Annotated in this window: 8 protein-coding genes; 7 read left to right on the top strand and 1 reads right to left on the bottom strand. The window is 50.4% G+C overall.

Going from position 1 to position 14,603, the window contains the following annotated elements; translation table 11 throughout:
• Positions 1–59 precede the first annotated feature (59 nt).
• The 6 genes from EYB58_RS07175 (at position 60) to EYB58_RS07150 (ending at position 6,212) form a co-directional block, all read left to right on the top strand.
• A complete protein-coding gene (locus EYB58_RS07175; protein ID WP_111953690.1) occupies positions 60–2,498 on the top strand; it encodes an acetate--CoA ligase family protein in 2,439 nt (812 codons plus the stop codon).
• Entirely contained in the window at positions 2,491–2,718 is a 228-nt protein-coding gene (locus EYB58_RS07170) for an RNA-binding S4 domain-containing protein (RefSeq protein WP_111953692.1), read from the top strand. The genes EYB58_RS07175 and EYB58_RS07170 overlap by 8 nt, the downstream gene beginning before the upstream one ends.
• 105 nt (positions 2,719–2,823) lie before the next feature.
• Positions 2,824–3,282, top strand: a complete 459-nt coding sequence (locus EYB58_RS07165) for a DUF2914 domain-containing protein (RefSeq protein WP_111953694.1) — start codon at positions 2,824–2,826, stop codon at positions 3,280–3,282.
• 5 nt (positions 3,283–3,287) lie between these two features.
• Complete coding sequence (locus EYB58_RS07160; protein ID WP_165477754.1) at positions 3,288–4,736, top strand: diadenylate cyclase; 1,449 nt, start codon at positions 3,288–3,290, stop codon at positions 4,734–4,736.
• Complete coding sequence (locus EYB58_RS07155; RefSeq protein ID WP_111953698.1) at positions 4,717–5,550, top strand: DODA-type extradiol aromatic ring-opening family dioxygenase; 834 nt, start codon at positions 4,717–4,719, stop codon at positions 5,548–5,550. The genes EYB58_RS07160 and EYB58_RS07155 overlap by 20 nt, the downstream gene beginning before the upstream one ends.
• Before the next feature lie 488 nt (positions 5,551–6,038).
• Positions 6,039–6,212, top strand: a complete 174-nt coding sequence (locus EYB58_RS07150) for an ATP-binding protein (protein WP_111953700.1) — start codon at positions 6,039–6,041, stop codon at positions 6,210–6,212.
• Between the two features lie 239 nt (positions 6,213–6,451).
• On the opposite strand, the gene EYB58_RS07145 is transcribed toward EYB58_RS07150, so the two are convergent.
• Entirely contained in the window at positions 6,452–6,739 is a 288-nt protein-coding gene (locus EYB58_RS07145; protein WP_131072022.1) for a transposase, read from the bottom strand.
• A gap of 672 nt (positions 6,740–7,411) precedes the next feature.
• Here EYB58_RS07145 and EYB58_RS07135 point away from each other — a divergent pair.
• Positions 7,412–14,482 (top strand): penicillin-insensitive murein endopeptidase, encoded by a 7,071-nt coding sequence (locus tag EYB58_RS07135; RefSeq protein WP_111953704.1) that lies wholly within the window; start codon positions 7,412–7,414, stop codon positions 14,480–14,482.
• Positions 14,483–14,603: the final 121 nt, after the last annotated feature.

Here is a 14,603-nt window from a genome sequence, read left to right as displayed (position 1 = left end):
ACTTTATTTGTAAACACGGTTGATGTATGCGTAACACAAAAACATGACTGGGGATTAACATGCAGTTGGATATTGATTTTGATTCCATTGACCAAATTTTTTCCAATGCCTGGGACCAGGGCCGGGATTTCCTTTTTGAATCCGAGGTATACGACCTTCTGGCCAAATCCGGCGCAGAGACCTTTCCCCGGGCCCGGCTGATTGAGCGAGGGGCCCGGATTTCGGATGACGAGCTTGTGGACATGCCGGGAAGGAAAAGCGTATTAAAGATCGTCTCTCCATATATAGTTCATAAAACAGAGGTGGGCGGGGTCCGGGTGGTGGACAAGGATCCAAATAAAATCCGATCTGCTGTGCGTCGGATGTTTTATGAGGTGCCGGAAAACTATGCAGCCGGCCTGGCCCGTGCCCAGGAAGGCCTGCCCGCCCACTATCGGGGCCTAACCGGTGATGACCTGACAGCTGCAGTTTCCAGGGATGTTAAAGGCGTGCTCCAGGTGCAGTATATGCCGCCGGATTCTGCAGCCTTCGGCAATGAACTCATTGTTGGGCTGCGTCACACCCGGGAATTTGGCGCCATATTATCTGCCGGATTAGGCGGTACAGATACGGAGTTATATGCCAGGCGGTTCAGGAAAGGCCAGGCCATTGTGGCTGCCTCCTTGGCCATGTGTACCGGAGAGCGTTTTTTCAAGTTGTACCGTAAGACCATTTCCTATAGAAAACTTGCCGGTTTAACCAGAGGACAGCGCCGTATCGTTACGGACGAACAATTGGTGGAGTGTTTTGAGTCTTTTATCCGTATGGGCAATACCTATTGTTGTGAAAATCCAAAGGCTGTTTTTGTTATAAACGAGATTGAGATCAATCCTTTTGCCTTTACAGATTTTCTTATGGTGCCTCTGGACGGGATGTGCCGGTTTTCAAAGCAAAGAAGAACAGTACCGAAACGCCCGGTGGCAAAAATTGACAATTTGCTTCATCCGGTACGCATGGGTATAATAGGTGTTTCCGCCACCCGGAAGAATTTTGGCCGGATTATTCTGGATAATGTCCTGGCCCAGGGATTTGATCCTGAAAATATGGTGATTTTTAAAAAAGGCATGGATCAATTCCAGGGCATTGACTGTTTGCCTGATCCGGCTGCACTAGCAAACAGCGGTAAGGAAAAGCTTGATCTTTTTATTGTGGCCATAGGGGCCGACCAGGTGCCTGACTTGGTCCAGGAGATCATTGAAAAGGATGTTGCCCATGCCGTTATGCTGATTCCCGGCGGTTTAGGGGAGACCCATGACAGCCGGGATCGGGCCGAACAGGTCATAGACGCCATAAGTGCTGCCCGCACCCGTCCGGACACCGATGGCGGTCCGGTGTTTTTAGGTGCCAATTGCATGGGGGTGATTTCTTTGCCCGGCCGTTTTGATACCTGGTTTATTCCTGAAGAAAAACTGCCCAAGGACAGATCCTGCCCCGGAACATTCTGCCGGGCTGCCCTGATCAGCCAGAGCGGTGCCTTTATGCTGCACCGAATCCACCAGTGTCCCCAATTGGCACCGGCTTATATGATTTCCATGGGGAATCAGACCGATTTGACTCTGGGGGACATGATGATATATTTCAAGGACAGTGATCAGGTGGATGTGATTGCCGTGTATGCTGAAGGCTTTAATGACCTTGACGGCCTGGTATTCTGCCGGGCCGTCAGGGATGCGGTCCTGGCAGGCAAGGAAGTGGTGTTTTATAAAGCAGGCCGGACCCCGGAAGGTCAAGCCGCCACCTCCAGCCATACCGCCTCCCTTGCTGGAGATTATATGGTCTGCGAAAGCTGTGTTTCCCAGGCCGGTGCCATTGTTGCCAGAACCTTCAGTGAATTCCAGGAACTTATGCTGCTGGCCGAAACATTAAATACCAAAACCATCCATGGTAACTGTCTGGCTGCCGTCAGCGGTGCCGGATTTGAAGCCGTGGGTATGGCTGATTCCATTCAAAGTGATGATTTTACTATGGAACTTGCCCGATTCGACAATAAAACAGTAGCCAAGGTGCGCTCTGTGTTAGCCGCCGAGGGGTTGGACCGTCTGGTCACGATATCCAATCCCATTGATATTAATCCGGCGGCCGATGATCAGGTTCACGGTGACATTGCCGCAATCCTTTGCCGGGACCCCGGCGTGGACACTGTGATTATCAGTGTAGACCCCATGTCTCCGGCCATGCGGACCCTGGATACCGATCCGGAAAACCGGTTTTCCATGCACCACAAAGGTGCTCTCCTTCACCGGCTGAAGCACCTGAATAATACTAGTGCGACCCCCATTGTGGCTGTGGTGGACGGTGGCAGACTTTATGATCCTTTGCGTGACGCTCTGATTGCGGGCGGCATTCCCGTTTTCAAAGTCTGTGATGGTGCCGTGGCGGCCCTGTCTCTTTATATCCACGGGCGGTTGCGCGCCAATGCCATACGTATGTCACAAGGAAAAGGTGTAATCCATGACTGAGAACAGAATCGTTTATATTACCCATGCACCTGTGGAATTGTACAAGGTGCTCAAATTTGAAAATTTTGCATCCAGCGGGGGCGAGGCCAAACATATGATTGCCGATGGACTGGTCCGGGTGAACGGCCGGGTAGAAACAAGAAAAAGGAAAAAGATTCTTCCCGGCGATGTTATAGAAATTTGCGGTAATTATCTTGAAATTCAATTGGATATCAACTAAATGAACCCAACGTTAATGTCTTTTTGTTAGATTCCCCCCCTTTTTTTTCTCTGCAACGGGTATATAATTTAACGCATTTTTAAAGCCTATGAAAGCGTAGCGTATATGATAATAAAAAATTGTAATCTGCCGGATGTCAATACAAGAAAATTTTCTTTTTGGCGTTTCCGGTTTCTCATTGTTTGCGGACTGGTTGGGTCTTTGTTTATATCGGTCGGTGTCGGCCTGGCTGACCAGCCTCGTATGGTTTTGGCCGACGCGGTTGTGTGTGAAAGCATATCCAATTTCAGGCCGGTGAATCCGGCCGTTGTTTTTAGCGTTTCCCTGGGAGAGGTTTTCTGCTTTTCGGAATTTGATCCGGTGTATGAAAAAACAGCAATTTTTCATAACTGGTATAAAAAAGATAAACTTATTTTTTCCATGCGCCTTGTCCTGTCCATGCCTAAATGGTCCTCCTTTTCAAGGGTCCAGATACGCGATGCGGATAAGGGTCCCTGGCGGGTGGAAATCAGGGATGAAGACGATAATATTTTAAAAACCTTAAGGTTCAGCTTGTCTGATTAATGTTTATGGAACAATTGATTTTATTATTTTCCGGGTGGCGTTGGCAGGATATGCTGGATATCGTTTTTAACACATATATCCTCTTCCGCTTGTATGTATTGTTCCGGGGTACCAATGTCCTGCGCGTTCTCATGGCTGTGGTGGTGATGTGGATCATCGGTCGCAGCGCCAACGCCATGGGGCTGGTCATTACCAACTGGGTTATGCAGGGCGTGATCACCGTGGCGACCTTTATCATTATTATTGTGTTTAGAAATGAAATATCAGGGGTGGTCAGAACACGTAGTCTCAGCTTTTTTCTATGGGAAATTCCAAGGACCCAGATCAATACGCCGGTGAGCATCATCAGTGATGCTGTGGCGGAACTGGCCGGATCGAAAATTGGGGCATTGATCGTAATGCCGCTTAAAACAGGGGTGGACAGCATCATCGGTTCCGGGACGGACATTAATGCGTCACTGTCCAAGGAAATGTTGGTGAATATTTTCTGGCCCGGTGCACCGCTCCATGACGGCGCTGCCGTGATTCAGAGGGGAAAGATTACCCGGGCCGGAACAATTTTGCCCTTGTCCCAGAATCGACAGCTGGCCTCGAAATACGGTACCCGGCACAGGGCAGCTCTGGGGCTTACCGAGCAAAGCGACGCCCTGGTGATTGTTGTCTCTGAGGAGCGTGGAAAAGTATCCCTTGTAAAAGACAACCGGATTCATGAGGTCAGGGATCCTGACAAGATTGAAACATTAATAAAACAATACACCGGTGGGCCTGAACCGGTAAAGAAAATGCGCCGACAGACCCGGGAGCTGCTTGTGGCCGCCATGGTCTGCCTTTTATGTACCACAGGTCTGTGGCTGAGCTTTTCAAGGGGCATGGAGACGCTGGCCAACTATGATGTTCCCATTGAGTTCATGAATTCTGACAAAAAAATGAATATTACGTATACATCTGCTTCCAGAGCCAGGCTTCTGATCAGCGGTGCACGGCCCCTAATCAACGCTTTGACCCTGGATCAGATGAGCATCAAGATCTCCCTTGACGGAACAGCTGTGGGAAAAAATAAGTTGACCATTACCCGGCAGAATGTCCAGTTGCCGCCAGGCATCCGTCTGAAAAATATTGAACCGGATCAGGTGGAATTGACCCTGGACACCATGGTGGAAAAACGGGTACCGGTACAGGCAGATTTTTCAGGAAAATTGCCGGAGGGCCTTATCATGAGCAATCTCCGCGTTATGCCTGAAACGGTCAAAATCACAGGCGGTGAGCTTACCATGGAACGCTTAACCACGGTGTTTACCGAGAAAATTCACCTTGAAAATTTAACAACGTCAGGCGTTATTAATGTGGGACTGGTCATGAACCCTGCCACCCTGCGGCCGGATGAGAAGCATAAAAAGGTACAGATTCGATATACCATCTCCAAAAAAAATAGCAATGACCACACCAAAAGCTGACAGCGCCATTATTTATATCCCCCATGGCGGCGGGCCTCTACCCCTTTTGGGTCATGCCGGACATGACACCATGAATGCCTTGTTAAAAGAGCTTGCCACGATGCTGCCTAAACCTGAGGCTGTGGTAGTGATTTCCGCCCATTGGGAAAGCGAGCCGCCCATGGTAACCAGCCACCCTGAACCCGAGCTGATTTACGATTATTACGGGTTTCCCAAACAGGCCTATGAAATTCGGTATCCGGCTGCCGGCCACCCTGAGCTGGCGCTTAAAGCCGTTGCACTGCTCAAAGAGGCCGGCATCAAAGCGAAGGCAGATGCCAAACGGGGGTTTGATCATGGGGTTTACATCCCTTTAACCCTGATGCTGCCTAAAGCAGATGTCCCTTGTATCCAGATTTCTCTATCCAAAAGTCTGGATGCCGAAAAACACCTGTTAATGGGGCAAGCCCTAAGACCGTTGCTCAAAGAAAATATTTGGCTTCTTGGCTCTGGATTTTCTTTTCACAACATGAGGGAATTTGATCTGCAGGCAGGCCCGGGTTTTCCTTCTGTGCCGGATCCCAAGAACAGGTCTTTTCAGAATTGGCTTATAAAAATTTGTGCCGATGAGAAAAATTCCCCTGAACAGCAAAGACAAGATCTTCTCAACTGGGAACATGTGCCGGCTGCAAGGCATTGCCACCCCCGGGAAGAGCATCTGCTGCCCTTGATGGTGTGTGCCGGTGCTGCCGGATACCGGCCTGCCCATAAGGTGTTTGATGTCAAAATAATGGGCAGAAGTTCAGTCTGTTTTTTCTGGCCGGGAACCGTATAAGCGCCCACAGGTCCTTTTTTGTCACTTCGCGCGCAGTGTACGTAAAAAAAACACAAAATTTTATTGATCTGAGCTAAAAATTCTAAAAACATGCCTGGTTGGGGTTCAGTGTCAAAGCGTTAAAAAAAAAAGAAATTGTCAGCGTATTTATTTACTAATCATTACAGTGTGTTCTCTATAACCTCATCCGTCTGATGCCTAAATGCTGCATGCCGACGTCTTGCATATCCGGCCAAAAGACGCCTTCAATATTTAGGTGATAAATGGCGTTTGTCAGACGAGTCGTCCTATTCTCAAAATTAAGCCCTTGACCAGGCCTGAAAATCTTTCTATAAGTTTCTTTATGAATCGCCTTTTTTGTATCTTTTAAAAATGTTTGTTATTTTTTTACACAAAATAGAAGCGATTCATTTCATTAATATTAATTGGACTGCGGGGAATGAGCCCGTGGCAGAGAAACTAAAATATGTGGTTTTAAAGGAGAAAAGATGCATAAAATAGACCCCGATGAATGTCAGTCATGTGGCGCATGCGCAAGCGCCTGTCCTGTTGAAGCAATCAGCATGCCTCCCGGGAAAAATTACTTCGAGATAAGTGACGAATGTATTGATTGCGGCGAATGTGAAGCCGAATGCGGTTTCAACGCAATTCTTACTGAGTAGATCCATTTTACGCTTCAGGCTGTTTTCGAAATAGCCGACCAAACCCAAAAGGGCACCTGAATACTCAGGTGTCTTTTTTCAGGAAATGGCTACCAGAAAACAATCCTATTAAAACGTTTTTTTCTGAGATTGTCTCTTCTTTTGCTAAAACCAAGAGTTTTTCTAACCAATGGGGACAAAGATTGCCTGATAGTCAGGTTTAATCGTTCGAGAAGAGTCTTACTATGTTCTGTTGACATTTAGCGTAGCCATATCAAAGTAGCGGCAAACCGCAAAATATGCATGTAATTTTTTGCCCATTTTTCAAACCGAGAAAAGATTCGACGGAATTGTTTGAGTTTACCGATAAAGCATTCAATTAGGTTGCGTTCTTTATAGATAGACTCGTCATATTCACAAAGTTCCTTTCGGTTGGATTGGGGCGGAATAACGGAGATAATATTTTGTCGTTTCAGTTGTTCGATCAGTTTGTCGGCATCATAGGCCTTATCCATCAGTGCATATGTGGACTGTACACCTTCAAACAAAGTATAGCCTGAGTCACATCCGCCGCTTGTCCATCGGTAAGGATAAAGTCCAACGGATTTCCGAGAGCATCGACCATTACATGAATTTTTGTTGTAAAGCCGCCTTTCGAGCGTCCCAATGCTTGATCCCCTTGTTCACTGAGGTGTCTTTGCGGAGCTCCCGCCGTACAAGCATGCGCTCGTACAATAGTTCATAGATCGTCTTTGGGTTTTAAAAAAGCCAGAATTTTCCACCAAATATGATCTGATAGATTTGCGTTTCCCATTTCTTATCCTCTTGGTTTTTTTGAGTTCGTTCATAACGCCGGCAAGCGAGGAAAGGCATTGCTTCATTCGCTTGTCGAATTTTTGGTCAAATAAGACCTTGAAACGCAACATGAGCCTATGTTACTGTGATTATACTTAATCCTGAGTCCCATGCCTTGAAGAGAATCGACCGGTTGTTACGGAATAGGTAATTTAATAGGATGGTAAGAAAACCAGCGAAATAATCTCAATTCTGTGCAGCTATCCCATCCTAAAAATAAATGAATCGGCTGTAATCACATGAGAATAGCCCCAATCCCTTAATTTTTAAACTGGACTCTTAGGGAAAATGGGGCACGCGACGGTCATGTTGGTTTCAATAGGCCAATATTACAACTTTATGCGAACACGAATGGAGCTATTGGTTTGAGCAACAAATCGGGAACTTCAGAGCAAGTCATTTCAACACCCCAGGGTGGTGGTGCGCTGCAAGGAATCGGCGAGACTTTTTCACCGGATCTTTTCACAGGCACAGGCAACTTTACTGTTCCCATAGCCCTTCCGCCTGGCCGTAACGGCTTTCAACCGGCGCTGAGTTTGGTATACAGCACGGGCAATGGAAACGGAGTCTTTGGTCTGGGCTGGAATCTCAGCATCCCAGGTGTGACGCGCAAGACATCCAAAGGCGTTCCCCGTTATGACGACGCGCAGGATACCTTTGTGCTCTCAGGCGCGGAGGATCTCGTACCGGTGGAGCACCAGACGGAACTTACCCGATACCGGCCCCGTACGGAAGGGCTTTTTGCCCGTATCGAACACCATCACAGCGCAGCGCAAAATTTTTGGCAGGTGTGGAGCAAAGACGGGCTGATTAGCTATTATGGCACGCCCGAGACCGGCAACGAAGATTCGGCTGTGGTGGCCAACCCTGACCCTTTGAGGCGGGACAACTGCTTTGCCTGGCATCTGTCCCGCACGGAGGATACGTTTGGCAATTGCATCACCTATGAGTATGAACGTGACCAAGGGGAAGAAGGCCCGCATCGTTGGGATCAACTCTACCTGAGGCGTATTCAATACGCTGACCATGGGGATAGAGACAATCCTGAATTTCTTGTTTCGGTAAATTTTGAATATGAAGACCGACCGGACCCGTTTTCCGGCTACCGATCGGGCTTTGAAATCAGAACGCGTCGGCGCTGCCGGCGGATTGTCATTCAAACTCACACCAATGAAACCCGTCTGGTGCGAACCTACCAGTTGATCTACCTCGATCAGCGGCAAGACCTGGAAGATCTGGGACTGCGTTTACCCCTCAACGGCTTTTCGCTGCTCAGCCAGGTGCGCGTGGTCGGTCACGACGACGAAGAGCGCCTCCCCGCATTAACATTTGACTACAGTGGCTTTGACCCTGCCGGCCGAACCTTTTTCCCCGTTACGGGGCGTGATTTACCCACCCGCTCTTTGGCCAGTCCCGACATAGAACTCGCAGACCTGTTCGGCAATGGACTACCCGATATTTTGCAAATGAATGGCACGGTGCGCTATTGGCGCAATCTTGGTAACGGTGAATTCGACCTGCCACGGGAGATGCGTGATGCACCAGCCGGCTTGACTCTGGCCGATTCCGGGGTGCAGTTGATCGATGCCAACGGCAACGGCTGCATCGACCTGCTGGTCACCGATGAGCGGCTCTCCGGATACTATCCGATGCGCTTCGGTGGGCAGTGGGATAGGAAGGCGTTCCAGCGATATGAATTTGCTCCCAGTATTAACCTTGAAACACCAGAGGTTCAACTGGTCGACCTGACCGGTGACGGCGTCACCGATGCAGTCCTTTCGAGCAGCCGGTTCGAGTGCTATTTCAACGATCCTCACAAGGGATGGCATGAAACCCGCCAGGTGCCGAGACGGAATTTAGAGGCGTTTCCCAACGTCAACTTTTCAGACCCTCGTATCAAATGGGGCGATATGACCGGGGATGGGCTGCAGGACATTATCCTCGTCCACGACGGCAATATCGACTATTGGCCCAACCTTGGCTATGGCAACTGGGGCAGGCGGGTCTCGATGCGCAACAGCCCCCGCTATCCATACGGCTACGACCCACGCAGGATTCTTATCGGTGACATTGACGGAGACGGCTTGGCGGATATCGTTTTTGTCGATCACTGCAAAGTGATGCTGTGGATCAATCAAGGAGGGAACGGCTGGAGTGAAGCCATTGAGATCGACGGTACACCACCCCTGACTGATTTGGATGCCGTCAGGCTGGTCGACCTGCTCGGCACAGGCATCAGCGGCGTTTTGTGGAGCACGGATGTTGGCCGTATTGATCAACACGCCATGCACTTCCTGGACTTTACGGGTGGCGTCAAACCCTATCTGCTGACGGAAATGGACAATCACATGGGGGCGCTGACCCGGGTCGGTTATGAATCCTCAATCCGTTTTTATTTAGATGATGAGTTGGTGCCTGGGACCCGCTGGAAAACGCCGCTGCCGTTCCCCGTTCAAGTGGTCTCACAAGTGGAAGTCATTGACCGGATTTCCCATGGCAAACTGACAACCGAGTACATGTATCACCACGGTTATTGGGATGGCGCCGAGCGTGAGTTCCGCGGATTCGGCCGGGTAGAACAGCGTGACACCGAACGGTTTGAGGATTACAACAACGTCGGCCTGCATGGTGAAGCAATTGATTTCCTACCGGTAGCCGGGGAGGACCATGAGCAATATTTTTCCCCCCCGATGTTGACCAAATCCTGGTTTCATCAAGGACCCATCGGGGATGAGTTTGGCGAGTGGGAGGAAGTCGATTACAGTGATGAGTATTGGGCTGAAGACCCACAAGTGCTGCAGCGACCGCCTGACGTCACCGACCTTTTAAACGCTCTTCCCCGGCGAGCCAGGCGCGATGCATTGCGAACCCTACGCGGTCAGCTATTACGTAGCGAACTTTATGCGCAAGATGGCACATTCAGAGAAGACCGCCCCTACACGGTGACGGAGTCGGTGCAAGGGGTACGGGAAGAATCGCCATCCAATACCGATGACGAGCGGTTACGAATCTTTTTCCCCTTTGGTATTGCCCAGCGCACCACTCAGTGGGAGCGGGGGAACGAGCCGATGACTCAGATCAGTTTTACCACTGATTACGATGCCTACGGTCAGCCGCGTACCCAAGCCGCCATGGCTGTACCCAGGGGCCGCGATTTTCGTCTTGCTGCCGATTTCGAGGAACCCTATCTGGCGACTTTGGCCACCTCCACCTTTGCCCAACGTGACGACCAAGACCATTATATGGTCGATCGACCGGCCCGGACGGAGTCTTACGAGGTCTTCAATGACGGAAGCCTCTCTCTATTTGAGCTTTGGGCAAGTATTCAAACAGGCGAAGCCAGCCTGAATCTGCTCGACCAAACCTTAAGCTACTACGATGGAGAGGCCTTCGATGGCTTGCCCCTCGGTGCGCTTGGCAACTTTGGGGCTTTAGTGCGCAGCGAAGCGTTGGTCTTAACGGAAGAGATTTTAGCGGAGGTCTATCGCAGTGGAGACGCGGTGCTTGATCCACCAGAGCGATCACCTTACTTTTCGCCAAATGCCCCACCCAACTGGAGCGAGGAATATCCACAACCATTTCGGGAGGGCACCCCGGCATTGGCTGGTTACAGCTTCTTTGAGGGAGACGGTGCCCATGCGCGGGGTTACTTTGTGACCACAACCCGTCAGCAGTATGACTTTCAAATTGAACCGATTGGTCGCGGACTGCTGCGGACCACCCGAGATCCACTGGGCCGGGACACCACCATCACGTATGATGATTTTGGGCTCTTCCCCATCGGCGTGACAGACCCAATCGGTCTTACAGCAGAGGCAGTCTACGACTATCAGGTAATGCAACCGTCACTCATAACCGATCCCAACGGCAACCGACAGGTATTTCAGTTCACCCCGTTGGGATTGCTGGAAAGCATAGCGGTAATGGGTAAAATGGATGAGGACGCGGGGGATACCCTGGACGTACCGGGTACACGACTGGTCTATGATTTTCTTGCCTTTGAAAATAGTGGACAGCCGATCTCGGTGCATACCATTCAGCGGGAATACCATATAACCGATACCACCATCCCCTTAGCGCAGCGAGACAACACCATTGAGTCGCGGGAATATTCCGACGGCTTTGGCCGCCTGCTGCAAACCCGCACACAGGCCGAAAATTTGGTGTTTGGAACCCCGCCATTTGGGGGGGATGTGGGGCTGCCCGCCGATCAAACAACACCGGTTGGGAATGCCGCCGGGCAAACGCTCACGGGCCAAACGCGTGTTATTGTCAGTGGCTGGCAGGTGTACGACAACAAGGGGCGGGTTGTCGAAAAATACGAGCCCTTTTACGCGGCCGGCTGGGACTTTGTCCCTCCGGTGGAAGCTGAGTTGGGACAGCGGGCCACCATGTTCTACGACCCCCGCGGCCAGGTGGTGCGCACCCTCAATCCGGATGGATCGGAGCAACGGGTGATCTACGGGGTGCCGGACCAACTTGACAATCCCGACACCTACCGGGCGACCCCGTGGGAGGCCTGCACCTACGATGCCAACGACAACGCCGGCCGCACCCATGAAGATGAAGCGGCCGCCTATCAAACGCACTGGAATACACCGGCCAGCATGGTTGTTGATGCCTTGGGGCGCACCATCGTCGCCATCGAACGAAACGGGACTGACCCCGATACCGACTGGTACACCACCCGCACAAGCTATGACATTCGCGGCAATGTGCTCTCGGTAACCGATGCCTTGAATCGGGTGGCCTTTCGTTATGCCTACGACCTGGCCAATAACCCGTGGCGAACCGACAGCATTGATGCGGGCCTGCGCCGGATCGTAATTGATGCCGTCGGTCGGGAGATTGAGCGGCGGGACAGTAAGGGTGCATTGATTTTACAGGTTTATGATGCGCTGAATCGTCCAACCCATGGTTGGAGCCGTGATGGACACAACGAGCCTATGGGCCTGCGTCAACGGTTGGTTTATGGTGATGAGCTTGCCAGGGATGCAGCTCGGTCCGATAACCTGCTGGGGCAACTCATCCACCACTACGATGAAGCGGGCCAGTTGATTTTTCACCGTTTTGATTTCAAAGGTAATCTGCTCAGTAAATCCCGCCGTGTGATTGGGGATACTGCTTTTCAGGGTGTCTTTACCCAGGCGGCCCAGAATAACTGGCAGGTTGATGCTTTTCGGGTCGACTGGGGTTCATCCGGTACCCTTGCTGCACTGGAAGCCGTTGCCGAAACCCTGCTGGCGCCACAGGTTTACACCAGTGATATGCGCTATGACGGACTCAACCGTACCGTGCAGATGCACTACCCGCGGGATGTCAACGGCAATCGGTCAGTGCTGCGGCCGGAATACAACCGGGCCGGGGCATTGGAACGGATCGCGTTGAATGACGAAACCTTTGTCGACCACATCGCGTACAACGCCAAGGGGCAGCGGTCATTGATCGCTTATGGCAACGACGTGATGACCCGCTACGCCTACGATCCGCAAACCTTTCGGCTGGTGCGACTGCGCAGTGAGCGTTATGATCGGGTCGGTGAGGTGTTCCAACCCCGTGGCGTACCGCTGCAAGATTTCAGCTACCAGTATGACCTGATCGGCAACATCACCACCATTCACGACCGCACACCCGGCAGCGGCATTCTGGACACACCGTTAGGGCGCGACGCGCTGGACCGTGAATTTACCTACGATGCCATCTATCGCCTGCTGACCGCCACCGGGAGAGAGTGCAATCAGCCACCCGGCTTGCCACTGTGGGGCGATGCGCCACGTTGCACAGACCTGACCCGCACCCGGCCCTATGAGGAGGTGTATGCATATGACCCCATGGGGAATATGGAGAACCTACGCCATGAACATATACGGCCAGACGGTTCAGCGCAGGTTTGGAACAGAGTGTTTGAGCTGGTAAGTGATGGGGATGAAGACGGGGCAGAAGCGGCACGAAACAATCGGCTATCGATGGTGTCAGTGGGGCAGACAGACATTCTCTACGAGTATGACGCGAACGGCAATATGACCCGGGAGGGGCTAACACGACATTTTGAGTGGAACGCTACCGAACAGATGAAAGCCTTTCGCAATCAGGTGAATCAGGCCGAACCATCGATCCATGCCCACTATGTCTATGATGCGGCGGGGCAGCGGGTAATGAAGTGGGTGCGGCGTCAGAACGGTGAGGTGAATGTGACCGTGTATGTGGATGGCGTGTTTGAGCATCACCGCTGGATCAGGGTTGGGCAGGAATTAGAGAATAATACGCTGCATGTGATGGATGACCAGTCGCGGATTGTGTTGGTACGGCTGGGGACACCATTTGCGGATGATTCATCGCCTGCGGTTCAGTATCAGCTAAGTGACCATTTGGGGAGTAGCAATATTGTTGTCAATGAAATGGGGGCGCTGCTTAATCGGGAAGAATATACGCCTTATGGGGAGACAAGTTTTGGAAGTTTTGAGAGGAAGCGGTATCGGTTTACTGGAAAGGAAAGGGATGAGGAGAGTGGGTTGAACTATCACGGGGCGAGGTATTATGCCGTGTCGGTATGCAGATGGATATCTAGCGACCCATTCGGCTTAGTTGATGGTGTCAATACCTATCAATATATCCATGGCTCGCCGACTAATTTGGTTGATGAAAATGGTTATTTTTCCTCTTCCCCAAAACAAGATAAGTCACCAAATATTGATAATACTGATCCGACTCAGGCAAAGATATCAGAAGAAACCAAAGAACAATATTTTTCGGAAAGCCCACCAGTAGAAGAACGATTTGATATAGAAGACCATACCGTTACTAGTTCAGGATGGTCTGAGTGGACAAAATCGCCGAACAGTAAAGCAAGAAAAGGAAAGCAGTATGGACTCAATGACACAATCGACGCAATAGGAAATGTTGTCACTGAATTTGAAAGAAGACATCTAGGACATAAAGTTAAAATTTTAGATATCAGCAAGAAGGGGGGTGGAGAACTTGACCCACATTCGTCTCATCAGCGAGGGATTGATGTTGACATTAAGATAGTGCCAAAAGACCCTAAGGATTCCAATAAAAGATTTACCATATATGATGAAGATAAATATTCAAAGGATTTAACACAAAAACTAATAACTTTGTTTCATACACACTCAACACTTCCCGTAGAAAAAATTTGGTTTGAGGATCTTGATGTCAAGACAACTGCGCCAGGAGAGCCAAGGAGAAGCAAGCTTTCAAGTTCGGACAAAGGGCACAAACGTCATTTTCATATCAGGTTTGAACATCCAACGGAAGGAAGAACTTCTCGAAGGAGACATCTAAAAGTGCCAATACCCGCAGAACCTATAGATCGACCATACTTTGGGTCTATCGGAATTCAGAGCGATGGCAGGGTACTGTTTTCGAGATCATATACGGGTCCGACAGCCATTATTGCGCCGTCTGTCAATTAGAGGTAATCGGTTGAGTTCTTTGCCCTGATTCCACTCAGAGCATGAAAACCAGATTCGTCGAAATTATGTGTCGATCAATTGCAAGATTTACCATTATAGTGCCGGTCACATGACTTGATAC

Source organism: Desulfobacter hydrogenophilus (assembly GCF_004319545.1).
Lineage (GTDB): Bacteria > Desulfobacterota > Desulfobacteria > Desulfobacterales > Desulfobacteraceae > Desulfobacter > Desulfobacter hydrogenophilus.
The sequence above is the reverse complement of the archived record's forward strand: the minus strand, read 5'-3'. Positions and strand labels throughout refer to the sequence as shown.

What these genes read in the sequence shown, in the direction of transcription:
- EYB58_RS07175 (WP_111953690.1), top strand. Translation starts at nt 60, where the DNA reads ATGCAGTTGGATATTGATTTTGATTCCATTGACCAAATTTTTTCCAAT.
- EYB58_RS07170 (WP_111953692.1), top strand. Translation starts at nt 2,491, where the DNA reads ATGACTGAGAACAGAATCGTTTATATTACCCATGCACCTGTGGAATTG.
- EYB58_RS07165 (WP_111953694.1), top strand. Translation starts at nt 2,824, where the DNA reads ATGATAATAAAAAATTGTAATCTGCCGGATGTCAATACAAGAAAATTT.
- EYB58_RS07160 (WP_165477754.1), top strand. Translation starts at nt 3,288, where the DNA reads ATGGAACAATTGATTTTATTATTTTCCGGGTGGCGTTGGCAGGATATG.
- EYB58_RS07155 (WP_111953698.1), top strand. Translation starts at nt 4,717, where the DNA reads ATGACCACACCAAAAGCTGACAGCGCCATTATTTATATCCCCCATGGC.
- EYB58_RS07150 (WP_111953700.1), top strand. Translation starts at nt 6,039, where the DNA reads ATGCATAAAATAGACCCCGATGAATGTCAGTCATGTGGCGCATGCGCA.